This is a genomic window from Actinoplanes sp. HUAS TT8 (assembly GCF_051380535.1).
In the GTDB taxonomy this organism is placed as follows: Bacteria; Actinomycetota; Actinomycetes; order Mycobacteriales; family Micromonosporaceae; genus Actinoplanes.
In genome coordinates, this window is the sequence record NZ_CP195646.1 from 3,546,582 (window position 1) to 3,570,414 (window position 23,833).

30 protein-coding genes are annotated in these 23,833 nt (G+C 70.7%); 14 read left to right on the forward strand and 16 right to left on the reverse strand.

What is annotated here, in order from left to right; all coding sequences use genetic code 11:
* Window positions 1–14: 14 nt before the first annotated feature.
* The 3 genes from ACSHV8_RS15920 to ACSHV8_RS15930 form a co-directional block, all read right to left on the reverse strand.
* Window positions 15–740 carry a class I SAM-dependent methyltransferase gene (locus tag ACSHV8_RS15920; RefSeq protein WP_436533748.1) on the reverse strand — a complete coding sequence of 242 codons (726 nt, stop codon included), beginning with the start codon at window positions 738–740 and terminating at the stop codon, window positions 15–17.
* A 10-nt stretch (window positions 741–750) separates the two neighbouring features.
* Entirely contained in the window at window positions 751–1,473 is a 723-nt protein-coding gene (locus ACSHV8_RS15925; RefSeq protein ID WP_436533750.1) for a maleylpyruvate isomerase family mycothiol-dependent enzyme, read from the reverse strand.
* Between the two features lie 150 nt (window positions 1,474–1,623).
* Window positions 1,624–2,730 (reverse strand): tyrosine-type recombinase/integrase, encoded by a 1,107-nt coding sequence (locus ACSHV8_RS15930; protein WP_436533752.1) that lies wholly within the window; start codon window positions 2,728–2,730, stop codon window positions 1,624–1,626.
* Between the two features lie 154 nt (window positions 2,731–2,884).
* Here ACSHV8_RS15930 and ACSHV8_RS15935 point away from each other — a divergent pair, with 154 nt between their 5' ends.
* Window positions 2,885–3,556 carry a maleylpyruvate isomerase family mycothiol-dependent enzyme gene (locus tag ACSHV8_RS15935; protein WP_436533754.1) on the forward strand — a complete coding sequence of 224 codons (672 nt, stop codon included), beginning with the start codon at window positions 2,885–2,887 and terminating at the stop codon, window positions 3,554–3,556.
* Window positions 3,557–3,579: 23 nt separating this feature from the next.
* Complete coding sequence (locus ACSHV8_RS15940; RefSeq protein ID WP_436533756.1) at window positions 3,580–3,993, forward strand: GNAT family N-acetyltransferase; 414 nt, start codon at window positions 3,580–3,582, stop codon at window positions 3,991–3,993.
* A gap of 10 nt (window positions 3,994–4,003) precedes the next feature.
* Here the strand turns inward: ACSHV8_RS15940 and ACSHV8_RS15945 are convergent, their stop codons facing one another.
* Both ACSHV8_RS15945 and ACSHV8_RS15950 read right to left on the reverse strand, forming a co-directional pair.
* A complete protein-coding gene (locus ACSHV8_RS15945; RefSeq protein WP_436533758.1) occupies window positions 4,004–4,756 on the reverse strand; it encodes a class I SAM-dependent methyltransferase in 753 nt (250 codons plus the stop codon).
* Between the two features lie 21 nt (window positions 4,757–4,777).
* Complete coding sequence (locus tag ACSHV8_RS15950) at window positions 4,778–5,161, reverse strand: hypothetical protein (protein WP_436533760.1); 384 nt, start codon at window positions 5,159–5,161, stop codon at window positions 4,778–4,780.
* A gap of 94 nt (window positions 5,162–5,255) precedes the next feature.
* On the opposite strand from ACSHV8_RS15950, the gene ACSHV8_RS15955 reads away from it, so the two are divergent.
* Window positions 5,256–5,582, forward strand: a complete 327-nt coding sequence (locus ACSHV8_RS15955) for a hypothetical protein (protein ID WP_436533762.1) — start codon at window positions 5,256–5,258, stop codon at window positions 5,580–5,582.
* Here the strand turns inward: ACSHV8_RS15955 and ACSHV8_RS15960 are convergent.
* Complete coding sequence (locus ACSHV8_RS15960; protein WP_436533763.1) at window positions 5,566–6,561, reverse strand: TerC/Alx family metal homeostasis membrane protein; 996 nt, start codon at window positions 6,559–6,561, stop codon at window positions 5,566–5,568. The genes ACSHV8_RS15955 and ACSHV8_RS15960 overlap by 17 nt on opposite strands.
* Window positions 6,562–6,708: 147 nt before the next feature.
* A complete protein-coding gene (locus ACSHV8_RS15965) occupies window positions 6,709–7,248 on the reverse strand; it encodes a TetR/AcrR family transcriptional regulator (protein ID WP_436533765.1) in 540 nt (179 codons plus the stop codon).
* Window positions 7,249–7,333: 85 nt separating this feature from the next.
* Between ACSHV8_RS15965 and ACSHV8_RS15970 the strand changes: the two genes are divergently transcribed.
* From ACSHV8_RS15970 to ACSHV8_RS15980, 3 genes are all read left to right on the forward strand, one after another.
* Entirely contained in the window at window positions 7,334–8,545 is a 1,212-nt protein-coding gene (locus tag ACSHV8_RS15970; RefSeq protein WP_436533767.1) for a thiolase family protein, read from the forward strand.
* Window positions 8,546–8,554: 9 nt separating this feature from the next.
* Window positions 8,555–9,358, forward strand: coding sequence for a thioesterase family protein (locus ACSHV8_RS15975; protein WP_436533769.1), 804 nt, complete (start codon window positions 8,555–8,557; stop codon window positions 9,356–9,358).
* 170 nt (window positions 9,359–9,528) lie between these two features.
* Window positions 9,529–10,224 carry a rhomboid family intramembrane serine protease gene (locus ACSHV8_RS15980; protein ID WP_436533771.1) on the forward strand — a complete coding sequence of 232 codons (696 nt, stop codon included), beginning with the start codon at window positions 9,529–9,531 and terminating at the stop codon, window positions 10,222–10,224.
* Between the two features lie 47 nt (window positions 10,225–10,271).
* On the opposite strand, the gene ACSHV8_RS15985 is transcribed toward ACSHV8_RS15980, so the two are convergent.
* From ACSHV8_RS15985 to ACSHV8_RS15995, 3 genes are all read right to left on the reverse strand, one after another.
* Window positions 10,272–11,768, reverse strand: coding sequence for a M1 family metallopeptidase (locus tag ACSHV8_RS15985; RefSeq protein WP_436533773.1), 1,497 nt, complete (start codon window positions 11,766–11,768; stop codon window positions 10,272–10,274).
* Window positions 11,769–11,847: 79 nt separating this feature from the next.
* Window positions 11,848–12,390: a hypothetical protein gene (locus ACSHV8_RS15990; protein ID WP_436533775.1), complete on the reverse strand. Its 543-nt coding sequence runs from the start codon at window positions 12,388–12,390 to the stop codon at window positions 11,848–11,850.
* Window positions 12,371–13,336, reverse strand: a complete 966-nt coding sequence (locus ACSHV8_RS15995; protein ID WP_436533777.1) for a DUF2332 domain-containing protein — start codon at window positions 13,334–13,336, stop codon at window positions 12,371–12,373. Before ACSHV8_RS15995 ends, ACSHV8_RS15990 begins: the two co-directional genes overlap by 20 nt.
* A 60-nt stretch (window positions 13,337–13,396) precedes the next feature.
* Here ACSHV8_RS15995 and ACSHV8_RS16000 point away from each other — a divergent pair, with 60 nt between their 5' ends.
* Window positions 13,397–14,152 carry a methyltransferase domain-containing protein gene (locus ACSHV8_RS16000; protein WP_436533778.1) on the forward strand — a complete coding sequence of 252 codons (756 nt, stop codon included), beginning with the start codon at window positions 13,397–13,399 and terminating at the stop codon, window positions 14,150–14,152.
* On the opposite strand, the gene ACSHV8_RS16005 is transcribed toward ACSHV8_RS16000, so the two are convergent.
* Window positions 14,130–14,897: a hypothetical protein gene (locus ACSHV8_RS16005; protein WP_436533780.1), complete on the reverse strand. Its 768-nt coding sequence runs from the start codon at window positions 14,895–14,897 to the stop codon at window positions 14,130–14,132. The genes ACSHV8_RS16000 and ACSHV8_RS16005 overlap by 23 nt on opposite strands.
* Window positions 14,898–14,957: 60 nt before the next feature.
* Between ACSHV8_RS16005 and ACSHV8_RS16010 the strand changes: the two genes are divergently transcribed.
* Window positions 14,958–15,443, forward strand: a complete 486-nt coding sequence (locus ACSHV8_RS16010; protein ID WP_436533782.1) for a MarR family winged helix-turn-helix transcriptional regulator — start codon at window positions 14,958–14,960, stop codon at window positions 15,441–15,443.
* Window positions 15,444–15,498: 55 nt separating this feature from the next.
* On the opposite strand, the gene ACSHV8_RS16015 is transcribed toward ACSHV8_RS16010, so the two are convergent.
* Window positions 15,499–16,359 (reverse strand): LysR substrate-binding domain-containing protein, encoded by an 861-nt coding sequence (locus ACSHV8_RS16015; RefSeq protein ID WP_436533784.1) that lies wholly within the window; start codon window positions 16,357–16,359, stop codon window positions 15,499–15,501.
* A gap of 71 nt (window positions 16,360–16,430) precedes the next feature.
* Between ACSHV8_RS16015 and ACSHV8_RS16020 the strand changes: the two genes are divergently transcribed.
* Together ACSHV8_RS16020 and ACSHV8_RS16025 are read left to right on the forward strand one after the other, a co-directional pair.
* Window positions 16,431–17,252, forward strand: a complete 822-nt coding sequence (locus ACSHV8_RS16020) for a 4-hydroxy-tetrahydrodipicolinate synthase family protein (RefSeq protein ID WP_436533786.1) — start codon at window positions 16,431–16,433, stop codon at window positions 17,250–17,252.
* 78 nt (window positions 17,253–17,330) lie between these two features.
* A complete protein-coding gene (locus tag ACSHV8_RS16025) occupies window positions 17,331–17,702 on the forward strand; it encodes a hypothetical protein (protein WP_436533788.1) in 372 nt (123 codons plus the stop codon).
* Between the two features lie 20 nt (window positions 17,703–17,722).
* On the opposite strand, the gene ACSHV8_RS16030 is transcribed toward ACSHV8_RS16025, so the two are convergent.
* Entirely contained in the window at window positions 17,723–18,658 is a 936-nt protein-coding gene (locus tag ACSHV8_RS16030; protein ID WP_436533790.1) for a hypothetical protein, read from the reverse strand.
* A 164-nt stretch (window positions 18,659–18,822) separates the two neighbouring features.
* Between ACSHV8_RS16030 and ACSHV8_RS16035 the strand changes: the two genes are divergently transcribed.
* From ACSHV8_RS16035 to ACSHV8_RS16045, 3 genes are read left to right on the forward strand one after another with little or no spacing between them, the layout of a single operon-like run.
* Window positions 18,823–20,367 carry an FkbM family methyltransferase gene (locus ACSHV8_RS16035; protein ID WP_436533792.1) on the forward strand — a complete coding sequence of 515 codons (1,545 nt, stop codon included), beginning with the start codon at window positions 18,823–18,825 and terminating at the stop codon, window positions 20,365–20,367.
* Window positions 20,368–20,386: 19 nt separating this feature from the next.
* Window positions 20,387–21,205: an SDR family oxidoreductase gene (locus tag ACSHV8_RS16040; protein WP_436533794.1), complete on the forward strand. Its 819-nt coding sequence runs from the start codon at window positions 20,387–20,389 to the stop codon at window positions 21,203–21,205.
* 26 nt (window positions 21,206–21,231) lie between these two features.
* Window positions 21,232–21,588, forward strand: coding sequence for a DUF6204 family protein (locus tag ACSHV8_RS16045; RefSeq protein WP_436533796.1), 357 nt, complete (start codon window positions 21,232–21,234; stop codon window positions 21,586–21,588).
* Here the strand turns inward: ACSHV8_RS16045 and ACSHV8_RS16050 are convergent.
* Window positions 21,585–21,965, reverse strand: a complete 381-nt coding sequence (locus ACSHV8_RS16050) for a VOC family protein (RefSeq protein WP_436533799.1) — start codon at window positions 21,963–21,965, stop codon at window positions 21,585–21,587. The two genes, ACSHV8_RS16045 and ACSHV8_RS16050, sit on opposite strands and share 4 nt — an antisense overlap.
* A gap of 8 nt (window positions 21,966–21,973) precedes the next feature.
* Window positions 21,974–22,426, reverse strand: a complete 453-nt coding sequence (locus ACSHV8_RS16055) for a GNAT family N-acetyltransferase (RefSeq protein ID WP_436536782.1) — start codon at window positions 22,424–22,426, stop codon at window positions 21,974–21,976.
* A 71-nt stretch (window positions 22,427–22,497) separates the two neighbouring features.
* Between ACSHV8_RS16055 and ACSHV8_RS16060 the strand changes: the two genes are divergently transcribed.
* On the forward strand, window positions 22,498–23,208 hold the full coding sequence (locus tag ACSHV8_RS16060) for a Clp protease N-terminal domain-containing protein (protein WP_436533801.1): 711 nt from the start codon (window positions 22,498–22,500) through the stop codon (window positions 23,206–23,208).
* Here ACSHV8_RS16060 and ACSHV8_RS16065 read toward each other — a convergent pair.
* Window positions 23,205–23,726 carry a 2'-5' RNA ligase family protein gene (locus tag ACSHV8_RS16065; protein WP_436533803.1) on the reverse strand — a complete coding sequence of 174 codons (522 nt, stop codon included), beginning with the start codon at window positions 23,724–23,726 and terminating at the stop codon, window positions 23,205–23,207. The two genes, ACSHV8_RS16060 and ACSHV8_RS16065, sit on opposite strands and share 4 nt — an antisense overlap.
* Window positions 23,727–23,833 lie beyond the last annotated feature (107 nt).

Consider the following 23,833-nt stretch of genomic DNA (forward strand, 5'->3'; position numbering starts at 1 on the left):
AGCGTGACGCGGATTCAGCGCATCACCAACAGATCGAGAGTGTCCGTTTGCGGACCTTCTTCGGTGGACACCGCATCCCACAGGCGCGCGAGCCCGTCCGCGTAAGCCTCATCGCTGATCAGTTGCAGCAGCGTATGCGCCTCCCGCCGCAACGACGCCGCAGCCTCCCGCAACGACCCGGCGGAAACCTGGGTCACCGCCTCCACCACCGATCCGCTCACCCCGAAGGCATTCTCGATCACCGCCACCGACGGATACGACTGCTCCAACACCGTGATCGTTTCCGGCCAGAATCGGCACAGCGTGATCCCCTCATGCCGCCCCGGAAACGCCGACCGGATCAACACCGCCCCACCCGGCTTGAGCACCCGCCGAATCTCGCGGGCCGCCGCCCCCAGATCCGGCACATGATGGATCACTGTGGACAGCCACACCCCGTCAACACTGCCGTCCGCCAGCGGAATGTCAGCAGCGTCACCGGCGAGCACCGGCCCGGCCACCGCCCGTTCCCGCATGGCCGCCGACGGCTCCACCGCGATCACTTCCACCCCGGGCCACCACGAGCGAAACGCCGCCGTCCACGTGGCGGTGCCACACCCGAGGTCGAGCAGCCGCATCCCGGGCCGCGGATCCAGATGACGGCCGATCGCCTCCCGCCACGGCCCCAGCCCGTCCCCGTCCAGATGACGGTTCGCCTCGAACGCCGTGGCGTCACTCTCGTCGTACGCGATCAATGCCATGAATGTCAGCTTAGAACCGAGTGTTCTGCACCCAGCGGTCCAGCAGCGCCCGATCCCCTCGACACTCGCCCGGCTCGCGTCGCCGGTTCAGCACCAGCAGCAGTTCACGGGCCGGCGCGGTCAACTCCACATCGGCCGCTGCGACCCCGGGCCGCCACTGCGCGCCGCCCGGAGTCAGCGTGACGTGCCAACCGTGCACCCCATCACCGAACTGCAGCGTCTCACCGCGACCGCGAAGACCGGCCATCGGTGACGGCTCGCGAGCGCTGAGCGTCGCGTAGCACAGCAGAATGTCGGCCACCCCGTCCACGGCAAGATCCTCATCCAGGTCACCGTCAGGGTCGACGTCGAACCGATGAATGATCAGGTCGTGCAGCATCCGCCGCAGCCAGAAGCCGGTCGTCTGATGCTGCGGCACCCAGGCCCAGACCTCGGTGTCAAAACCTTGCTCGCGTACGGCGGTGACCAGCTCGCCGGCCCCCTCGGCGAGCCACGGCCCGAAGTCCTCCGGCGCCTGGATCAGCTCGTACGGCGCCGGTTTGCTGGCTTTGGCCCGGACCACCGCGGCCGACAGTCGATGGCCGGTCCCGACATGCGTGACCAGATCCCGCACCGACCAGTCCGGGCAGCTCGGCACCGGCTCGTGCGGATCACGCCGGCCGACGGCGGCCACGAGCCGGCCGGTCTCGGACTCCATGGCGGACAGATACCGCTCGGCGCTGAGCCATTCCATGTCGTCGATGCTATCGGCCGGATCGCGTCCCCGATCCAGGATTACCCGAGCAGATCAAGACCCAGGATTTCCCGTACGGCGATGAAGGTCAGTTGATGGTGGTCCTGCCCGAAATCCCAGGAGAATCGTTCTGACAGAACCGGAGTCCGGTCAGGACCGGCGGCTGGCCCGGCGCGCCCCGAGGATGAACGCCGGATCCCGGTCCAGGTTGTGACGGTCCCGGTCGTAGCGGCGAGTGGTGCGCGGATCGGCGTGACCCATCGCGTCCTGAACGTCTTCGAGGGGAACCCCGGCCTCGCGGGCCCCGGTGGCGAACGCGTGTCGCAGCGAGTGCGGCGACAACCGGCCGGCCGACGCGATACCGGCGACCGTGGCCAGGCGGCGCAGCGTCATGAAGACGTTGGGTTCGGCCAGCCGCCCGCCACTGGTCGCGAACAGCGGCCCGGTCAGCGCGCCGCCGGCCCGGGCCCGCGCGGCCAGATATTCGTCGATGGCCTGCAGGGTGTGCGCGGGCATCGGCCGTTCCCGGGCGACCCCGCCCTTGCCGACGAACCGCAGCGTGCGGTGCCCGGCGTTGTGGCTCAGGTCGTCGATGTCACGGTCCAGGGCTTCGCTGATGCGCAGACCGAGGTCGGCGAGCAGCCGCAGCAGGGCCCGGTCGCGCAGCGCGGCCAGGTAGTTGGTCATCCCGGTCGGTGTGCGCCCGGCCGCCGCGGACCGCGCGGTCACCTGCGCGTCGGCGGCGGCGAGCAGCGCGTCGACCTCGTCCAGGGTCAGCCCGGCCGTGTTGGAGACGTGCCGGTTCACGGTCGGGCGTTTGATCGCGGCGGTCGGGTTGCGGGCCACCGCACCGTCGGTGTTGGCGACGAGATGCCCGTACCAGCTGGAGATCGAGGCCAGCGCCCGCGCGACGGTACTGGCCGCGGCGGGCCGCCCGTCGGACGTGGACTGCTCGCGCCACACCTTGAACTGGCTCAGGTCGGTCGGCCGGGCGGTGAGCGGATCGAGCCGTTCCTGTCCGCACCATTGCAGGAAAACCCCGAGGTCGCGCCCGTGCGCGATCTCGGTGTGGACCGACTCGGCCTCCAGCAGCCACGCGACGGTGAGCCGGCGCGGACTGTAGCGGCTGCCGTCGTCCGGCGGCAGCGCCGCCATCCCGGCCACGAGCGTCGCGATCCGCGTGACGCGCGCCGCGAGAACGCTGTCAGCGGCCCGCCCGCCTGTGGCGGCGAGCTCTTCCCCGGGCAAGGCAGTCATCGGCGTCCGATCGTTCGTCCAACAGAGCTCATAGGATAACAGTAATTATCCTATGAGCTCTGTTAGGCATCCCAGGACCGTCCTGACCGGATTATTGGATTACCGTTAATAGCAATACGGTAATTATCGTGCTGGTCGTGGCACTGTGGAGAGCGTGCTGAGCCGGATTACCAGCGCGACCGAACACTTGATGGCGACCGCGGCCGGGTTCGACGACACCGACGTGCGGCAGCCGTCCCTGTTGCCCGGGTGGTCGCGCGGGCACGTCCTCACCCACGTCGCCCGCAACGCCGACGGTGGGACGCGGATGCTGACCTGGGCGCGCACCGGTGTCGAGACGCCCGAGTATCCGAGCATGCGGGCGCGGGCCGACGAGATCGAGGCCGGCAGTGGCCGCCCGGCCAAGGTTCTCCTGGCCGACGTCCGCGACAGCGCGTCCCGTTTCGCCGAAGCCTACGAGGCGATGCCCGAGCACGCGTGGTCGCGCATCCTGCGGTGGACGTCCGGCAAGCAGCGACCCGCCTCCCGCGCCGCGACCTCCCGGCTCACCGAGGTCCTCGTGCACCACGTCGACCTCGCGGCCGGCTTCGGCCCCGACCATTGGCCCGCCGACTTCGTCACCGCGCAGCTCGCCGACGTGGTCACCGCCTTCACCGGCCGCGCCGCGGTGCCCGCCCTGCACCTGATCGCCGCCGACACCGGCGCCGAATACCGTCTGGGCTCGTCGACCGGCGCGATTGTCGTGCGTGACCGTCAGGCGTCACTGCTGGCCTGGCTGCTCGGCCGCTCCCAGAACGATCTCCCGGCGCTGCCGTTCCTCTACTGACCGCCGTGAATAAACTCCGAGAGATGATCGTGCGGAGAGCAGGCGTCGACGATGTGGCGGCGCTGGCCGGGTTGCGGGGCATAACTGCCGAGGAGCTTCCGGCGTACGGAGATTGGGTCGCCGCCCACCAGCAGACCCACCTGCCGTTCGTGGCCGAGGTCGACGGCACGGTCGTCGGCGTCGCCTGGCTGCACGTGACCGAGCGGGTCCCCGGCCCCGGCGCGCCGGATCGGCGGTTCGGGGACGTGCAGGCCGTCGAGGTGCATCCGGATCACCGCAACCGGGGCATCGGCAGCGCCCTGATCGCGGCGATCCTGGCCGACGCCGACACCCGTGGCCTGTTGCACGTGACCGTGCACTCCGGGCGCCGCGCCGTCGACTTCTACCTGCGCAACGGTTTCACCCACCACCGTCAGCTGCTGCTGTGGGAGCCGTGAACCTGAACGGTCAGGGGGCGGTGGCGGTGGCGAAGACGCGGCGCATGGCGTCGAAGGATTTCAGGGACTGCCGGCCCTCCTCCTGCAGGGAGCGCACGGCCGCGTCGGTCTCGGGTTCGGCGACGGCTTCCTCCCACATGGCGCGTTCGGCTTCGCGCCAGTCCGGCTTGTCGTGGACCTGGACGTCGGTGAAGCCGGCCAACGGCAGGTCGCGGCGCAGGTCGACGGCGCGGATGCGGGTGGGGACGCGGTGGTCGCCCGGGGTGGTGGCTTCCCAGCAGCTCAGGGCGATGCGGCCGCCGGGGGTGAGCAGGCGGCGGAATTCGGTGAGGGCGGCCAGGGGCGGTTCGGCGAACTGGACGGCGTCGACGCACATCAGGGCATCGGCGCCGCCGTCGGGCAGGCCGGTTTCAGTCAGTGTGCCGACGTGGAATGCGGCGCGGCCGGCCGGCAGGCGGCGAGTGCTGATCCGGCGGGCCGATTCCAGGGCGACGGCGGAGAAGTCGATGCCGGTCAGGTGGGCGCCGGTGCGGTGGGCGATCTCGATGCCGTAGCCGCCGCGGCCGCAGCCGATGTCGAGCAGCCGGCCGTCGGGCGGCAGGCGCAGTTCGACGGTCATCTCGGCGATGCCCGACCAGGTCAGGGTGCAGGCGAATTCCAGTTCCGGCGGCAGCCCCAGGGTGCGGGCGATGATCGCGTCGCGGGCGGGGGAGACCGCCATGTCGGCATACCACTGGTCGAAATATTCGGCGTCGAGAGTCACGTCGAGCATTATCACTTAAATTCAGATTTGGTACGGGTACAGATGTGCGTCCCCGACCGGAACGCGGATCTGGATCCAGGTGCCGTCCGCCTCCCGCGGGAGTGTGTGGTCGCCGCCGATCAGGATCAGGGCGTCGTCGACCTGCAGTGTCGCGGCCCGGACGTCCAGTCGCCCGCGCAGGATCACGTGGTCGCCGTCGGTCCGGATGGCCGGGCCGGGTTCGTCGGCGGGCGTCGTGTTGACACCCCACACCAGGTCCGGTTCGATCGTCCATTCGATGTAATACTTTCCCGGCGGCGCGTCGGGGTTTCCGCACCACGGCACGGCGGCCTGCCCGATCCGGCTCACGAATCGCGCGATCGGGTGGGGGCGGCCGGGGCTGATGTCGACGACCTCGATCTGCACCCCACGATGATGGCCCACGCGGGGCCGCAGGGGTGAAAGCGCGCTGACCGAAACCGATCTTGCTGTCGATCTACGGCGGTGGTAGCTGTTGGCGATGGGCTGGTTTTGCGTGCGGGCGGTCTTCGCGTTCGACCTCGGTGAACGTGGCACGCTGACCTATGAGGAGCGGCTGACGTTGTGGCGGGCCGGCGACCTGGCGGCGTCGCTGGAGTTGGCCGGGGCGGACGCGGTGGAGTATGCGCGTTGTCTGGACCGCTGTGTTTTCACCGGTCTGCTGCAGGGTTACGAGTTGCCCGAGGAGCCGGGGCACGGCGCCGAGGTGTTTTCGCTGATGCGTGACAGTGCGTTGCGGCCGGAGAAGTATCTGTCGGCGTTCTTCGCCACCGGCTGGGAGCGGCAGCACGTCATCGACGAGGGCTGACCTTGGATTTCGTGTCGGCCCAGGCTTTGATCAGGGAGGCCGCGGCGGTCAGGGTGAGGGTGCCGGCGATGACGGCCAGTGAGGGGCCGATGCCGATGTGCGGGGCCCAGCCGATCGGTTCGCCGCCGTTGAGGAACGGCAGGTTGTTCTCGGCCAGGGCCTGCAGGACGAGTTTGACGCCGATGAAGCCGAGGACGATGCCGAGCCCGATGGACAGGTAGGCGAGCCGGTCGAGCAGGCCGCCGAGCAGGAAGTACAGCTGGCGCAGGCCCATCATGGCGAAGACGGTGGCGGTGAAGATCAGGTACGGGTGGTCGGTGAGACCGAAAATGGCGGGGAGCGAGTCCAGCGCGAAGATCACGTCGGTGGTGCCGATGGCGATGAAGACCACGATCAGCGGGGTGAAGCGGCGCCGGCCGTGGTGGTCGCGGGTGAGCAGGTGGGCCGCGTCGTAGTCGCCGGTCATCGGCAGGACCCGGCGGGCCCAGCGGACCAGGATGTTCTCGGCGTATTCGGGTTCGTCGTCGTCGTAGCCGAACACTTTGACCGCGGTGTAGATCAGGAACGCCCCGAAGATGTAGAACACCCAGGTGAATCGGCTGATCGCGGCGGCGCCGAGGGCGATGAACAGCCCGCGCAGCAGCAGCGACAGCAGGATGCCGACGAGCAGCACCTTCTGCTGGTAGCGGCGTTCGATCCGGAATCGCGACATGATGATGACGAAGACGAACAGGTTGTCGACCGACAGGCTGTACTCGGTGAGCCAGCCGGCGAGGTACTGCCCGGCGGCGGCGCCGTCGAAGTGCAGGCCCAGGAAGACGGCGAACAGCAGGGCCAGGGCGACGTAGCCGGTCACCCAGAGCGCGCATTCCCGGATGGACGGTTCGTGGGGCCGGCGGCTGACCAGGACCAGGTCGAACAGCACGAGAGCGCCCAGTGCGACGAGGGTGACCGTCCAGAGTGAGCCGGTGACCTCCACGGGCGAAACCTCCCAGCAGTTCCACAGCGACGGGGGACCACGTGCAGCGTCCCAGAGTTGGGGCGCCCGATAAAGGGTCTTCGGGCATTGACAGGTGTGTACCCGCCTTCCCGCCCGGTCTGCGCTGTGGTCGGATTCCCGACGCTGTCAGGAGACCAGCTCGGTGACCCATGCGATGGCGGTCGGGGCCTGTTCGGGTCCGCCGCCGTGCAGGCCGCTGATCAGCAGCCAGATCCGGTCGGCGTCCTGGGCCGGTTTGCCGAGCGCGGTGACCAGCCGGTCGACCTGGGCCCGGGTGTCGTGCAGGTAGGACCGGGCGACCTGGGCCGGGGCGTCGTTCTCGCCGGGGAACTCGGTGAGATGGTTGCGGAAGGCGCAGCCCCGGTATTCCGGGCTGCGGACCAGGTCGGCGACCTCGGTGACCAGGGCGATCAGCTGGCCGGCGGGGTCGTCGGCCCGGCCGAGGGCGGCGGTGATGGACCGGTCGCGGCGCTCGCGGACCAGGGTCAGGTAGGCCGCGGCGAGGTGGGCCTTGCTGGGGAAGTGCCGGTAGAGCAGGTTTTTCCCGCAGCCGGCGGCCTCGATCACCTGGGCCATCCCGACCGCGCGGACGCCGTGGCGGTAGAACAGGTCGCTGGCGGCGCTGAGGATGTTCTCGCGGGTGCCGGGGATCGCGGTGCGGGCCATGGTGACCAGTTTAACGGACCGTTCGGTCCGCTCCAGGGTTAATCTGGGACCGATCGGTCCGTCATCTGTTGTCGGAGGTAGAACCATGCGAGACGCCGTCATCGTCGACGCGGTCCGCACGCCGCTGGCCAAGGGCAAACCGTCCGGCGCCTACGCCGGCGTGCACCCGGTCGAGCTGCACGCCCACGTCCTGCGCGCCCTGGTCGAGCGTGTGCCCGGCCTCGACCCGGCCGAGATCGACGACGTGATCGGGGGCGCGGTCGGGCAGGTCGGTGAGCAGTCCGGCAACACGACCCGGCTGGCCGCGCTGGCCGCCGGTTTCCCCGACGCGGTGCCCGGTGTCACCGTCGACCGGCAGTGCGGCAGCAGCCAGCAGGCGATCAGCTTCGCCGCCCAGGGCGTGATCTCCGGAGCCTACGACCTGGTGATCGCGTCCGGCTCGGAATCCATGTCCCGCGTGCCGATCGGCAGCCAGACCCTGGGCCGCGACATCGCCGGCCCGTCGATCGAGCGGCGGTACTCCGGCGGGCTGATCCCGCAGGGCGTGGCGGCCGAACTGATCGCCCGCAAGTGGGGCCTGTCGCGCGGGCAACTCGACGCCTTCGCGCTGCTCAGCCATCAGAACGCGGCGCTCGCTTGGGCGGAGGGCCGGTTCGCGAGCCAGATCACGACCATCACACCCGGTTTCCCGTACGTCGATGGCCCGGTCCTTCCCGGTCGGCTTCTCGACGTGGACGAGACCGTGCGCGCCGACGCCCGCCTCGACGCGATGGCCGCGCTGCGCCCGGCGTTCGCCGACCCGCGCTGGGAGCAGCGGTTCGGCGCCGTCGACTGGAAGGTCACGGCCGGCAACTCCAGTCCGGTCAACGACGGCGCCGCCGCGCTGCTGATCACCACCGGTGAGAACGCGGCCCGGCACGGCTGGCGACCGCGCGCCCGCATCCACACCGCGGTCGCGGTCGGCGACGACCCGATCCACATGCTGACCGGCATCATCCCGGCCACCGCCAAGGTGCTGCGCCGGGCCGGGCTGTCGCTGTCCGACATCGACGCGTTCGAGGTCAACGAGGCGTTCTCCTCGGTCGTGCTGGCCTGGCTGGCCGAGACCGGCGCCGACCCGGCCAAGGTCAACATCGACGGCGGCGCGATCGCGATCGGACACCCCCTGGGTGCGTCGGGGGCTCGTCTGGCGACCACGCTGCTCGGGGTTCTCGAACGCACCGGCGGCCGCTACGGGCTGCAGACCATGTGCGAGGCCGGCGGCACCGCCAACGCCACCGTGATCGAGCGCCTTTAGTCTGTTCGCATGCAAAGTTTCGCCGAGGCCACCGCCGTCCACCCCGTCACCGGCGGGTTCTCCGCCGACCTGGACCCGCAGTGGGGTGTCGGCGACAAACTGCACGGCGGCTACCTGATGGCCGTGGTCGCCCGCGCGGTCGCGGCCGGTGCCGGCCCGGCGCACCCGCACCTGATCGCCATGACCACCACGTTCCTGCGCCCGCCGGCCCCGGGCCCGGTCACCGTGCAGGTCGAGGCGCTGCGCGCCGGCCGCGGTTCGGCCCAGTTCCGCGCCCGCCTCGTCCAGGACGGCGTGGCGTGCGCGGAATCCCTGGTCACCCAGGGCGTGCTCGACGAGGCCGACCCGTGGTGGTCCGGTCTGCCGCTGCCGGTCCTGCCCGCCGAGGACGAGTGCTACCTGCTCCCGTCCGACCCGCCCGGCGCCGGGATCGCGGTCCACCTGCTCGACGTCGTCGAGCACCGCCTCGACCCGACCTCGCTGACCTTCGCCATGGGTCACCCGTCCACGACCGGCCAGATCAGCGGCTACCTGCGCCTGGCCGACGGCTCCGACTGGGATCCGCTGAGCCTGCTGGTCGCGCTCGACCCCACCCCGCCGATCTCGCTGACCCTGGGCATCCAGGGCTGGGCCCCGACGATCAGCCTGACCGCGTACGTGCGTCGCCTGCCCGCCCCGGGCCCGCTGCGCATGACCATGCAGTCGGCCGAGGTGACCAGCGGCCGCATGGACGAGACGGCCCTGCTCTGGGACGCCAAGGGCGCCCTGGTCGCCCAGGCCACGCAGCTCGCGGCGGTCCGCCCGGCATCCTGACGTCATGACCGGTCGATGTGCGGAGCCGGGCCCTACCGCGCCGCGGTGAACAGAGTCACGCCCGCCCGCCCGGGTCGATGTCGAGGCGGCAGCAGGGGCCGGATTGTCATGGCATCGAGCACGACGATTGTCACGGGCTCCGGTGGGCGGACGGTGCGAGGCTGGCGGACATGCACGACATTGCTCTCTACCTGTGTGCCGGGGTGGTCGTCGGCATCGGATCGCAGGTGCTTCTCGCCTTCACCGTTTCCGAGCGGATCCCGCCGTCGGTGCTGCTGCGCCGGATCTGGGCGCGGCCGGTTCCGTGGGTGGCGGCCGGGCTTGTCGCCCTGCTGACGGTGATGGCGGTGCTGCAGGTGGCGCATCCGGCGATCATCGACGATCTGCAGCGGGAACCGGGCGGCGGCTGGTGGCGGTGTGTGACCGGGCTGCTCGTGCAGACCTCCGGGTGGGTTCAGCTGCTCGGCAACCTGGCCGCGCTGATCGTGGTCGCGCCGGTGGCCGAGCGGGTTCTCGGTTCGGTCACCACCCTGGCCGTCTATCTGATCGCCGGGGTCGCCGCGCAGGCGGTCAGCGTGGCCGGCTGGTCGCCGCACGGTGGGGGCGACTCGGTGGCGATCTGCGGGCTGGTCGGCGCGCTGTCCGTCCTTTACGCACTGCGCGGGAACCAGCGCGACGCCGGCGACGAGCGGGACGGCGACGCGCACGCGCAAAGGTTGCGGCGGCTGGCTCTGCTGGTCCCCGTGGCCGCGGTCGTGCTGCTGGTGCTGACCAACAACCACGGCGTCGGCCTGGCCGTCGGATGCCTGCTCGGCGTTCCGCTGGCCAGGACGCGCGCTCACGCCGTACGGCGAACGGGTTTTTAGAAAAAGGCGCGCCGCAAAAGGGTTACGGCGCGCCTGATCCGGATCGGTCAGTGCTCGTGCAGCAGCTGGTGGGTCCGGCTGATCTGCGCCCACGACTTCGGGGCGAGAGGGGCGGCCTTGGCCGAGCGGGCCAGTGACGATGCGACGACCGGCTTCGACGGGGTGTAGAGCCAGGCCTGGAACAGCGCGTCCAGATCCTGGCCGGAGATCTTCTCGGCCAGCGCGGTGAAGTCCGCCGTGGTCGCGTTGCCGTACTTGTGCTCGGCGGTCCACGTGCGCAGGATCGTGAAGAAGTCGTCGTCGCCGACGGCCAGGCGCAGCTGGTGCAGGGTCATCGCGCCGCGGTCGTAGACGGCGTCGCCGAACAGTTCGTCGACGCCCGGGTCGGCCGGCGCGGTGGTCCAGATCGACGCGTCGTCCGGGTAGGTGGCGTACAGGTAGTCGAAGATCTCCTGGGCGGTGCCCTCGTCGTTCTTCTCCGACCACAGCCATTCGGCGTAGCTGGCGAAGCCCTCGTTGAGCCAGATGTTCTGCCAGCTCTGGACCGAGACCGAGTCGCCGAACCACTGGTGGGCGTTCTCGTGCACGATCACCGAGGTGTTCGAGCCGCGCCGGAAGAAGACGTCGGCGAAGTTGGGGCGGGTCTGGTTCTCCAGGGCGAACCCGATCGAGCCGGGCGGGGTGACGACGCCACCGCGGGCCTCGAACGGGAACGGCCCGAACACGGTCGACTCCCAGTCGGTGATCTCCGCGGTGCGTTCGACGCTGGACTGCGCGGCGGCCCGGAAGTCCGGGCTGATCAGCTGCGAGTACGCGTTGTAGACGGTCGACCCGTCGGCGGTGGTGTCGGTGGTGATGTCGTACTGGCCGATCGTCAGGAACGTCAGGTATGTGGCCTGCGGTTTCAGCGAACGCCAGCTCCACCGGGTGTAGCCGAGGGTTTCGCGCACCGGCGGGCGCGGCTGCACGCCGTTGCTGATCGCCTCGACCCCGTCCGGGACCGACACGGACACGTCGAAGGTGGCCTTGTCCGTCGGATGGTCGTTGCTCGGGAACCACCACCAGGCGATCTCCGGCTCACCGACGGCGAGCGCCCCGTCCTGGGTACGAGTCCAGGCGGTGTATCCGGCGGCAACCTTGGTCGACGGTACCCCCGAATACTGGACGACGATGGTCAGCGCGCCGCCCTTGGCGACCGTGCGGGCCGGGGTGACGACCAGTTCGTGGTCGCCCTGCCGGGCGAAGGTCGCGGGCCGGTTGTTCACCTGGATCGACGACACGTCGAGGATGAAGTCCAGGTCGAGCCGGTTCAGGTCCTGGGTCGCGGTGGCCAGGATCGTGGTGGTGCCGGTGAGCCGGTCGGTGGCCGGCGTGTAGCGCAGGCGGATGTCGTAGTGGGAGACGTCGTACCCGCCGTTGCCGTAGTCCGGGTAGTACGAATCGCCGATGCCGGGCGCTCCGGGCGCGGGCGCGGCCTGCGCGGCCACGCCCGTTCCGGCTAGCGTCAACGCTGTGGCAAGGGTGGCCACGAGCAGTCTTCGCACGGTCGAACTCCCTCCGATAGGTAAGGGCTGACCGCGCCAACCTATCGAAGATCTTCGACTCGTATGTAAAAAGACGCGTTTACGTCAGTGAATGCAACAAGCCGAGCTCGGGGTGCAGCGCGCCGCCCTGGCCCAGGCTGCGGAAATCCTGCTCGACCTCGGCCAGGTCGAGGGCGCCCTGCAGCACGGCCTGGTAGCGGACCAGGTGCCAGACGAAGACGTCCAGGTTGTCGAAGCGGGTGTCGTCCTCGATGACCTCCTCCTCGTGGAACCAGAGGCCGACCTGCCCGTCCGGCAGCACGACGTACAGGTTCGAGGAGCCGTCGGCGGCCAGCGAGAAAACGGTGTCGGCGTTGTGCACCGAGCAGTCGTTGGCGGCGAAGTCGAAACCGTACGACCAGTCGTAGATGTCGGCGAACTGCGGCATCGACCCGGACCGCACACGCTGATCGAAAGCGGCCAGCGCGGCGGCATCCGGCTCGGGCAGCAGGGTCAGGAACGGTTCGACCGGCAGGGTCGGGTCGTCCAACGAGACGGGGTCTTCGCCGGGAAACCAGCGGGCGAGGTCGGCGTCGAGGTCACGGACGACGTATCCGGCGAGATCAGCGGGTCGCAGAGCCATCGCGGGATCGTAGCGCCCCGAACCAGGTGAGCGATTCGCCGTGTCCACGTACCCAGGCCAGGGGTTGACCGTCCAGGGTGAGCACGTTGTGCAGCGCCTGCGAGGGCGGCGCGGGCAGCTCGAAGGCCGGGTCGACGACCGCCGGGCTCTCCGAGGCGACCCAGTGCCCGGGCAGCGAACGGACCGTGGCCAGGAACGCCTGCGGATCGGGCAGCTGATACAGCATCGACGTGTGGTAGACGACCAGGGTCGCGTTCGGCGGCGCCTGGGCGGCCAGGGCCGGCAGGTCGGCGGTCGCGTCGCCGCGGACCAGGCGCGGCGGGTCCCTGCGGGCCACCTCGATCGCGGCCCGCAGCCGCTCCCGCCGGTGCTGGTGCTCCGGCCAGATCAGCGCCTGCAGCCACGCTACATCATCCGGATCGGTCACGTCCAGAGGGTTGAGGTCGAGCCCGGCCCGCCAGACGACGCGCGGCAGCCGGGTCGGCGGGGTGAACCCGGTGGCGGTGCAGTCCAGCAGCGGGGTCCCGGCGCCGACCGTGCGGGAGCCGTACCGATAGGCGTACCGGTCCGGGAACAGGCACAACCCGGCCGACGCGCCGACATCCAGCAGGGCCAGGGGCTGCGGCAGGGCGGCCAGGACCGGCAGCAGGGCGGCACACCGGCCGACCTCGTTGGTCTGGGTGGCCCGGACCAGCATCTGCGCGCTGACGTCGGCCCAGCGTGCGATGACGAAAGCGCGGAAGTCGGCCGGGTCGGTGACCGGGCCGCCGAGCAGCCGGACGACGGCGAACAGCAGGTTCGGCTGCTGCTTGGGCGCGGGCAGCGTGGCCAGGCGGTCGAGCAGATCAGCATCGGAGGCCACCTGATACGACAGCCGCTCGTAGACCGGTGAGGTGCCGTGCGCCTCACTTGCCGCGAAGTCCAGGTACTGGTCAGCAACAGTCACCGCGCCATGGTCGCAAGAAAATCGGTGGCCCGCCGTCCCGCCGATCGCCAGGATCGGCCGGTGAGCACATTCGAGGATCTGGTCGCCGAGGGCACGTCCGTACCGGTCGACGGCTGGGATTTCTCCTGGTTCGCCGGGCGGGCCACCGAACAGCGCCCCAGCTGGGGTTACGCCGGACTGGTCGGCGCCCGGATGACGACTGCCGAGCGGGTCCTCGACCTGCAGACCGGCGGCGGTGAGGTGCTGGCCGCCGCGGCCGCGTCCGGCCGGCCGGACGTGCTGGTCGCCACCGAGGGCTGGCCGCCGAACGCCGCGCTGGCCCGCACGGCCCTGGCGCCGCTGGGCGGGACCGTCGTGGAGGCGGCCGAGAACGATCCGCTGCCGTTCGAGGACTCCTCGTTCGACCTGATCGTGAGCCGCCATCCGGTGACGACCGACTACACCGAGGTGGCGCGGGTGCTCGCGCCCGGCGGCACGTACCTGTCGCAGCAGATCGGTGCCGGATCGGTGCGCGAGCTGTACGAGTTCATGATGGGCCCGCAGGATCCGGGCACGACCCGCGAGCCGTCGAGACATCGCGCCGACGCCACCGCGGCCGGGCTGACCGTCGTCGACCTGCGCGACGCGTCGCTGCGCATGCAGTTCGACGACGTCGCCGCCGTGATCGTCTTCCTGCGCAAGGTGATCTGGACGGTGCCCGGCTTCACCGTCGACGCTTATCTTTCCCGCCTGCGGGACCTGCACGAACTCATCGCCGCGCGGGGGCCGTTCGTCGCGCATGCCCGTCGCTTCCTCATCGAGGCACATCGCCGATAAAGGCAACGGCCTGCGCGTACGGGCGGTGCGCCCCGATCGCGTCGGCGGCGCGCGCCACCTCCCGGGCCAGCATCCGCGCGCCCGCCTCGTCGCCCTCGTCCCGGGCCAGGACCGCGAGCAGGATCTGCTGCGTGAGCAGGCCCGGGACCAGGCCGGCCCGGCTGCTCAGCTCGGTGGCCCGCGCCCACCGGGCGTAGGCGGCGGCCCGATCACCGTTGTCCCGGTCGTGATCGCCGAGGTGGCGCAGGGCCTCCCGTTCCAGCCGCGGGTCGGTGCTCTGCCCGGCCCGCAGCGCCGCCTCGTAGTGCGGGGGCGCGAGATCGCGGCGGCCGAGCAGGTTGTCGGCGATCAGCCCCTGATACATGCGGGCCCAGCCACGCGCCACCGGATCGGGCGCGTGCTCCTCCAGTTCGGCCGCGCGGTTCCGCAGCTTTTCGACCGCGGCCGGGTCCTTGCCGTCCGGCCCGGGCGTCCACGTGTCGCCGTCGTGCAGCAGCAGCCAGTAATCGTGCCTGAGCTGCAGGAAGTCCAGGTCCCAGCTGTGGCCGAGCCGGGTCGCGGTGGCCAGGCGGGCGGCCGCGAGGCCGGTGCCGGCGAACCAGTCGGACTCCAGGGCGACCTCGGCCGCGGTGACCGCGACCCGGAAACCGCCGTCGGTCGACTCCAGCAGGGACAGGGCCCGCGGCCAGCGTCCGGCCCGGGCCAGTTCGCGCGCCGCTTCGAGAATCTCATCGAGATCGGTCATGCTCCGCGACGGTAGTTATGCGAAAAACTATCCACAAGAAAACTACTTCGGGGGTACGGCATGAGAGACGCCATCGACGATCACGTGGACCTGTGGGTGCGGGAACTCGACGGGCTCGACCCGGTCCGGGAGGCCGTCGTCGGGCGGCTGATGCTGCTCGGACGGCATCTGGCCGGGTCCCGCCGGGCCGCGCTGGGCGCCAGCGGGTTGATGCACTGGCAGTTCAAGGTGCTGCTGATGTTGCGGCGGGCCGGGACGCCGTACGAGAGAAGCCCGTCGCAATTGGCCGAGCATCTGGGACTGAGCCGGGGTGCGCTCTCGGCTCGGCTGCGGCCCCTGGAGGAGGCCGGGTGGATCACGCGGAGCAGCGAGGACGGCGATCGGCGGCGGGTCCGGGTCCGGTTGACGCCGGCCGGGCTGGCGATGTGGGAGCGGCACACCGGCGCCGAGAGCGCTGCCGAGGAGGACCTGCTCGGCGGCTTGAGCCGGGCCGAGCGGGAGCAGCTCGCCGGGTTGTTGCGCACGCTCGTCCTGCGCACGACCTGACCCGTTCGGTGCGGCCTCTCCGGTTCCGGTCTCCCGGCGGGTGAGTCGCCGGATCTCAGCTGGTCAAGGCTGCTATGACGGCGGCGATCGCCGGGTGGGCGGCGGCGCCTTTGCGGTAGGAGATGCGGGTGCGCCGGCGCAGGGCGAGGGGGATGAGGCGCGCGCCCGGGGACGGCTGTGCGGCCAGCTCGGGCACCAGCGACACGCCCTGGCCGGCGCCGACCAGGGCCAGGACGGTGGCGAAGTCGTCGGCGCGGTGCCGCACCCGCGGGGTGAACCCGGCGGTGGCGCAGGCCCGCAGGGTGGCCTCGTGACACAGGGTTCCCTCGCTCGCCATGATCCACGGCTGGTCGCGGGCGTCGTCGAGGTTTGCGCAGTCCCCGGTGGCCGGGACGGCCAGGAACACGGTCTCGTCCAGCAGCGCGACCGAGTCGAGGTCGGGGTCCACATCGCCGGGCGCGACGTCGTAGTCGTTGAGCAGCGCCACGTCCAGGCGGCGTTCGCGCAGCGCGGCCGGCGCGTCGGCCGGATCCACTTCGGTCACCATGAGGTCGAGGGCCGGGTGGTCGCGGCCCAGCGCGACCAGGGCCGCCGGGAGCAGGGTGCGGACCGCGGTGGGGAACGCGCCGATCCGCAGCGGCCCGGCCGGTCCGGTGCGCAGCGCGGCCAGGGCCGCCTCGGTCTCCTCCAGTGCGGACAGGACGGTGGCGGCGTGCCGGGCCAGGACCTGCCCGGCCGGGGTGAACGCGACCCGGCGGCCGGTGCGTTCGAGCAGCGGCAGGCCGGCCTCGCGTTCGAGTGCGGCCAGCTGCTGGGAGACGGCGCTCGGCGTGTACGAGCGGGCCAGCGCGACGGCGGCGATCGTGCCGAGGCGCTCCAGATCGCAGAGCAGGCGGAGTTTGCGCACATCGAGCATCAGTTCAGCTTACGAGTAGCGTCACGAACGTGAACTGGACCTGATGCTCGTGGTCGCCGAGGCTGATGGTCATGGACTTGACTGGTGTTTTCGTGCCGCTGATCACGCCGTTCGATGCTTCCGGGGCGGTGGCTTACCCCGTACTGGGAAATCTGGCTCGTGAAATTCTCGATGCCGGCGCGGCCGGGCTGGTCGCCCTGGGGACGACCGGCGAACCGTCGTCGCTGAGCGCCGAGGAGCAGCAGGGTGTCCTCGACGTGGTGGCTCAGGTGTGCGCGGAGCGCTCGGCTCGGATGATCTCCGGGGTGCCGTTTGCGCAGGCTGATGCCGTGCTGAGTCTGGTGCCGCCGTTCGTGCGGCCGGGCCCGGAAGGTGTGGTGGCGCACTTCACGGCGCTGGCGTCGACCAGTGCGGCGCCGCTGATCGTCTATCACGTGCCGGGGCGCACCGGTCAGGCCCTCGACGCGGCGACGCTGCGGCGCATCGGCGCGCTCGATCGGGTGATCGGGGTGAAGTATGCGACCGGGGCTCTCGACGCGGACGTGATGGCGTTGCTGGCCGATCCGCCGCCGGGATTCGCGGTGCTGTCCGGGGACGACGTGTTCCTGTCGCCGCTGCTCGCGCTCGGTGCCGCGGGCGGGATTCTGGCGTCGGCGCATGTGGCCACGCAGCGTTTCGTCGCCCTGCACCGGGCCTGGCAGGCCGGTGACCTGGACGCGGCCCGCAAGCTGACCCGGGAGTTGAGCCCGTTGTCGGCGGCGTTGTTCGCCGAGCCGAACCCGACGGTGATCAAGGCGGTGCTGCACGCGCGAGGCCGCATCCCGACCCCTTCGGTCCGGCTTCCGCTGCTGCCCGCATCGCCGGCGGCGCTGGAACGGGCGCTGATGTGGTGATCCCCGGTGTGTGCCGCTGGCTACACTCGCTGCTCCGAAAGCCGGCCCGGTAAGACGCGAACCCTGGGAGTGAACGGCGTGAGCAGTGACGAGTGGGACCGCAAGCGCGCCGAGGAGAAACGCCGGATCGCGGCCGAGGAGGACGCGGTGATGGCCGCCTCCGGTCTGGCCTTCACCGGTGAACGGCTGACCGCCAGCACGGCGGCGGGCTCGTTCGTCGGCACCTACGCGCAGGCGCAGGCCCACGGTATGAAGGTCGGCGACATCAGCGAGGTCATGCCCGGCCGGCGGTTCCTGGTCCTGTCGGTGGTCTTTCACTACTACGACCGGTTCGACGGCCTGCCGCCGGATGTCGCCCCGGACGAACGGGCCGAGTGGAACTTCACCGTGAACCTGGCCGAGATCGCCCCGGCCGTCGATGAGCGTGACGATCGGTCTCCCGGACGGTGACGGCGCGGCCCGGGGCCGGATCAGTCGGCCGCGTCACCGTCGTCGTTCTCGTCGGGAACGGCGGCGGCAGCAGCGTTTTCGGTCCGCAGCGGCAGGTCGGCGAGTTCTGCGTCGAAAAGGGTGAGTTCGATCAGTTCAGCGCTGATCGTGTGCGGGACGGCATGCCGGCTCACATCGATTGCCGCCTGTCTCATCCAATGCAGGTAGACCGCGTACCGGAACGGGGTCCACGCCACCGGGCGACCGTTCTTGAGGTAGCCGGACTCATTTCCGGTCAGCCGCGCGACCCGGGCGGCGAGCCTGGCGTCCAGGATCAACGCCCCCGGAACGGTGAAATAGAGGAACTTCGTGAAGAAAGCGGGACCGTAACTGGCGATCCGTGACCACGGCAGGGTTCCCGGCCGTGTGCGGCGGTCGTAGTCCGGGCCGCCGTACAGCTGCGCGTACGCGAAGATCGGTCCCTGACCCAGGCCGATCTCGCGCACCTGTTCGAGTGTCCGGCCGAGGTGCGGGGCCCCGCTGCGGATCTTGTCGTAGCGGCTTCGCCCGTAGCCCCGTTTCCCCATGCCGAAGACGTAGCTGGCCGTGAACACGTCGGCCGCGGAAGCGCCGGACAGGTCGAAGACCTCGCCACGGCTGATCGAGCCGTCGCCGAACGGCAGGTCATGCCACTTACCCGGGTCGTAGGCGATGGAGTGACCCCGGATGCCGGCCGGACCGAGCTTCGCTGATCGGCGCGAGCAGGCGCCCGCCAGCCAGGTCGCCTGGTGCTGACTCAGTCGTGCGGCCACGGCTTGGTCCAGGGCTTCGCGGGCGTCGATCAGGTCCATGGACGCCATGATGTCCTGCCCGGAACCGTGCAGGCTCGTCGAGGGTCGTCCGGCGCGGCTTCCGTCGCTGCCATCTCGGTCGTTTAGAGATCGTTTCCCGTTCGGTTGATTCTTGTTGGTGAACACGAAGGGGGAATTGCGGGAAGGGCCGGCATTCGATCGGGTGTCGCCCGATAAGAGGGGGTACGAGCGGGCTGTTGATCAGGGCCCGGTCAGAGGACATGACGAGCCGGAAAACGGCATAGGATGAGCCGCCACAGCTGGCCGGCTGAGAGAGGATTCGCCCTTTCATGCTCATCTCCGAAGTCCTGCCGTTCACGGATGGGATCCGCGAACTCGTCGACACCACGTCGGCGGCGGCCGACGTCTCGCGCCTTCTCGGTGTGCCCGACAGCCTCCCGCAACGGCGAGGCACCCTCGCCGAGGTGGAGAAGCTGGAGCTGGGCCCCGGGGCCCTGCTGGTCGCGCCGGTCGGCGGGGACGCGCCGGACGACACCGATCTGGCGCATCTGGTTCCGGCGCTGCGCGGGCTGAGGCTGGGCGCGCGGGCCCTGCTGCTGGTCACGTGGCCGGCGGCCGAGCTGCTTCCGCGAGGGTTGCCGGCGGCGTTGACCGCGTCCGGCTGCCAGTGCATGGCCGTGCTGCCGGTCGGCGAGGCCGGCGTGCAGTGCGCGGTGCTGGTGGAGCGGGCCGATGTCGTCGCGTCGGTGGACATCCGCGACCGGAAGATCGCCGACCTGGAGTGGCTGGCCCGGCACCGGGCGGCGGCGCTGCGCAAGTCGACCGACGAGCTCACCAAGACCCGTAAGCGGCTGGCCGTGATCGAGCGGTCGATCGCTTTCCGGGCCGGGCAGGTGCTGGTGGACGGCGGCCGGCACCCGGCCCGGGCGGCGGTCAGTGTGCCGGCCGGTCTGGCCCGGTTGTGGCGGGAGGGCCGGGCCCGGCCGGGCGCCGCGACGGTCGATGCCGGGGCGCCCGCGGAGGCGGTCCCGCAGCCGGAACGGGTGGTGCCGATCGCGCTGCCGTCGGCGACACCGGACCGGCATGCCGGTCCGAGCCGGATCACGATGACCGCGCCGGCGCGGATGCTGGTGCCGCGCAAGCTGTCCAAGGTGGGCCTGAAGGCGTACGAGCCGGCGGCGATGGCCTGTTTCATGGCCGCGCTGGACGTCGCCGGGCCCGGTGAGGTCCTCGACATCGGGGCCAACGTGGGCATCTACGCCGGCATCGCGAGCGCGTTGACCCGCCGTACGGTGCGGGCGTTCGAGCCGGCGCCGGAGCTGGCCGAGGTGGCGGCCCGGTTCGCCGCCGAGAATCAGCTCGGTTTCACGGTCGAGACGCTGGCGTTGGGGGCCGAGAACGGGACGGCCACCTTCTACATGTCCGACGGTTCGGACACGTCGAACTCCCTGGCCGAGGGTTTCCGTGCGTCGTCGGAGCAGTTGACGGTCACGGTGGAGACCCTCGACTCGTTCGCGGCGCGTAACGGTGTGGTGCCGGCGGTCATGAAGGTGGACACCGAGACCACCGAGCCGGACGTGCTGGCCGGGGCGGCGGCGACGATCGCCGAGCACCGGCCGTGGATCCTGTGCGAGGTCCTCGCCGGCCGCGGGGAGGATCGGCTGGCCGAGGTGGTCAGGCCGTTCGGCTACCACTGGTACCACATCACCTCCGAGGTGCCGTACACGCTGCGCGACACGATCGAGGGTGACCGTACGTACGAGCACCTGATGTGGTTGTTCGCTCCCGAAGAGCCGGACGAGCGGTTCTGGGCGGCCGTGCGGGCCCGCACGGCCGAGCTGGACGAGTGCACCGTGGAACGCGCGAGCGCCTGAGCCGGTTAGGCTGCGGCGCGTGACGCGACGTCTGCTGGTGACCGGGGGCAGTGGATCGTTGGGGCGGCGCGTGGTCGCGCGCGCCGCCGCCTGCGGGTGGGAGCCGGTCGGGACCTATGTGACCGGCCCGGCCGACACGGCCGGCATGCGGATGGACATCCGCGACCCCGATGACGTACGGCGGGTGCTCGCCGAGGTCGCGCCGGACGCGATCGTGCACACCGCGTCCGGCCGCGACCGCAACGACTGGCCGGCGACCGCGGACGGCGCCGCGCACGTGGCGGTGGCCGCCCGCGGGATCCGGCTCGTGCACGTGTCCAGCGACGCGATCTTCTCCGGGCGCGAGGTGCACTACGACGAGTCGGCGCGGCCCGACCCGGTGTACCGGTACGGTGCCGCGAAGGCCGCCGCGGAGACCGCGGTGCGGGCGATCGACCCGGCGGCCGCGGTGGTGCGCACGTCGCTGATCCTGGGCGACGGTAACGGCGCGCACGAGGTCCTGACCCGGGATCTGATCGCCGGGCGGGTGCGGGGTGCGTTGTTCACCGACGAGATCCGCACCCCGGTGCACGTCGACGACCTGGCCGACGCGCTGCTCGAACTGGCCGGCGGCGACTACGCCGGGGTGCTGAACGTGGCCGGCGCCGACGCGGTCAGCCGCTACGACCTGGGTGTGCTGGTCGCCCGCCGTGAGGGCCTGGACCCGGCCGCGATCCCGGCCACGTCGCTGGCCGCGCTCGGGTTGAACCGGCCCGGCGACGTCCGGCTCGTCTGCGACCGGGCCGGGCAGGTGCTGCGCACGCGGCTGCGCGGGGCGCACGAATATCTGCGGCGCTGACCGCGGGCGTGCCCGATACTGGCCGGATGAGTGAGAGCCGCACGATTCGCGTGACCGTACGCGGGTCCTTCGACAACCTGACCGACGAGCAGCGGGCCGAGCTGGCCGCGAACGGCGGTGACGACCTGCTGACCGTGGAGTACACCGAGCAGGGTCATCTCACGTACGACATCGCGGCCCGCCCGTTCTTCACGTTCCGTTTCGCCGAGCAGGTCGAGGACGAGAAGCAGATCCCGCAGGCCGCGATCCGCGCCGAGATGAAGGCCGTGCAGTGGCTGGAGGACCACGGCTACGGCTACAAGAAGATCACCTCGCAGTCGGTGGACATGTCCGAGGTGCCGCTGGGCAAGCGTGGCAAGCGGGAGGCGGCCAAGTCGTCCTAGGCGGCGCGCTCGGCGGTGCTGCGCTCCACACAGAACTCGTTGCCCTCGGGGTCGCGCATGGTCACCCAGCCTTTGCCGTCCGGGGTGCGGTGGTCCTCGTGGATGCTCGCGCCGAGCGCCTGCATCCGCTCGACGAACTGGTCGCGTGTGCCGGTGGGCGGCTGGATGTCGAGGTGCACCCGGTTCTTGACGGTCTTGTCCTCGGGCACGGCGATGAACAGCATGCCGGGGGACTGCTCGAACGGGGAGGCGATGAACGCCTCGGTGCTGTCGGACTCGTCGTCGAAGGTGTAGCCGGTCAGCTCCGCCCAGAACTTCGCGACCTTGATCGGGTCGTGCGCGTCGACGGTGATGTGCCGGATCGGGTTGGTGGTCATGGCGCCCATCATGCCCGTTTCCGGACGTGCCGGTGGCCCGGCAGCGGGTAGCCGGGGCTGGGCGGCAGCTCGCTGTCGAGCCGGTAGTCGCAGCGCCGGGCGACCGCGCACGACGCCACGTTGTCGACATTGTGGATCAGGGCGATCTCGGTCATCGCGAAGCGGGTGAACCCCCATCGCGTGACCTCTTGCAGGGCCCACGCGGCGACGCCCTGGCGGCGGGCGTGCGCGGCCGTCCAGTAGCCGACCTCCCACCGGCCGGGCCGGGGTGTCTTGAGGGCGATGTTCCCGGCGATCGCGCCGTCGCGCAGGACCGCGAAGCTGTGCCGGTGCGTGTCGGCCAGGACCGCGTCGATCCAGGCTTCGGCGGGCAGGTCGCGGGTCCATGACCGTACCCCTGGATCGTCTTGCAACGGCCGCAACTCGTCGGCATCGCCGAGGGCCCACGGCCTCATCGTCATCACCACGCCACGAAGCCTATATCGTCAACTCAAGGTTGACGAACGGGTTGCGTCAACCTACGGTTGACCACATGACAGAGCTTAATTCTCCGGTACGTCTGGACGACCTCATCACCGCGATCACCAAGAACCGCCCCGACGAGCCCTTGGAACGGCTCTCCGACGCGGTCCTGCTCGGCGATCATCTGGGCGAGCTGGCCGATCACCTGATCGGGCACTTCGTCGATCAGGCCCGCCGCTCGGGCGCCTCCTGGACCGAGATCGGGCGCAGCATGGGCGTGTCCAAGCAGGCCGCGCAGAAACGGTTCGTGCCGAAGGAGAAACCCGACGCGTCGCAGGGCTTCAACCGGTTCTCCGACCTGGCCCGCTCCGCGGTCGTCGCGTCGATGAACCTGGCCAAGCAGCACGGCAACAACGAGATCACCCCGGCGCACCTGGTGCTGGGTCTGCTCGACCAGTCCGACGGCCTGGCCGTGAAGGCGGTCGTCGCGCAGGGGCTGAGCGTGGAGGCGGTGCGCGAGCGCATGATCGCGGCGCTGCCCGCGGGCGGCCAGGACGTACCGGCGCTGATCCCGTACGACGGGCGGTCCCGCAAGGCCCTGGATCTGACGTTCCGGGAGGCGTTGCGGCTCTCGGACGAGTTCATCAGCACCGGGCACGTGCTGCTCGCGCTGCTCGAAGAGGAAGAGCCCGAGGGCGGCGTACTTCATGGTCTGGGTGTTCTGAAAGCGGCGGTCGAGCAGACCGTGAACGACGGGCCGGCCGAGGTGCGGGCCGGCTAGCCGAGCGGGAAATCGGTCAGGGTGTGCCACGAGTCGCCCGGCTCGGGACGGCCGGTGATCAACCGCAGTGACGTGACCCGGGCCCGGATCGGCAGCCGCGCTTCGACCTCGGCGGCCGCCTCGGCCAGCCCGGGCGCGTCGTGCCCGACGGTCAGGTGCGGGACGACGTCGGTGAACGCACCGCCGTAGGGTTTCGCCGCCGGGAATCGCACGGCGAGCCGGTTGGTGAGCTCACGGAACGGTTCGGCCGGGTTGGGTGACAGCCACAGCACCCGGTTCTCGCCGAACCAGCCGGTCCGGTCCAGGCTCAGGTAGAAACGCGGCACCCCGGCCGCGATCAGCCGCACCGCGGCCAGGACCTGGGGGGCGAGCTGGTCCGGCGGCAGGAACGGGAAGATCACCGTGATGTGGGCGGGCACGCCCCAGGCCGCGGAGGAGTCCAGGCGCGCCCGCAGCCCGGCGACGGCCGGCTCGGCTTCGGGAATCGGAACGATCAGGGCGCTCTGCGTCGGTTCCATCCGCGAAGTGTCGTTGATGGACGCCACCGGACAAAGCACATACTGACGGATGTCATGGGAGAGCCGTGACGCATAGCGGGGTCGTGACCGCGTACGGATAAAGAAGA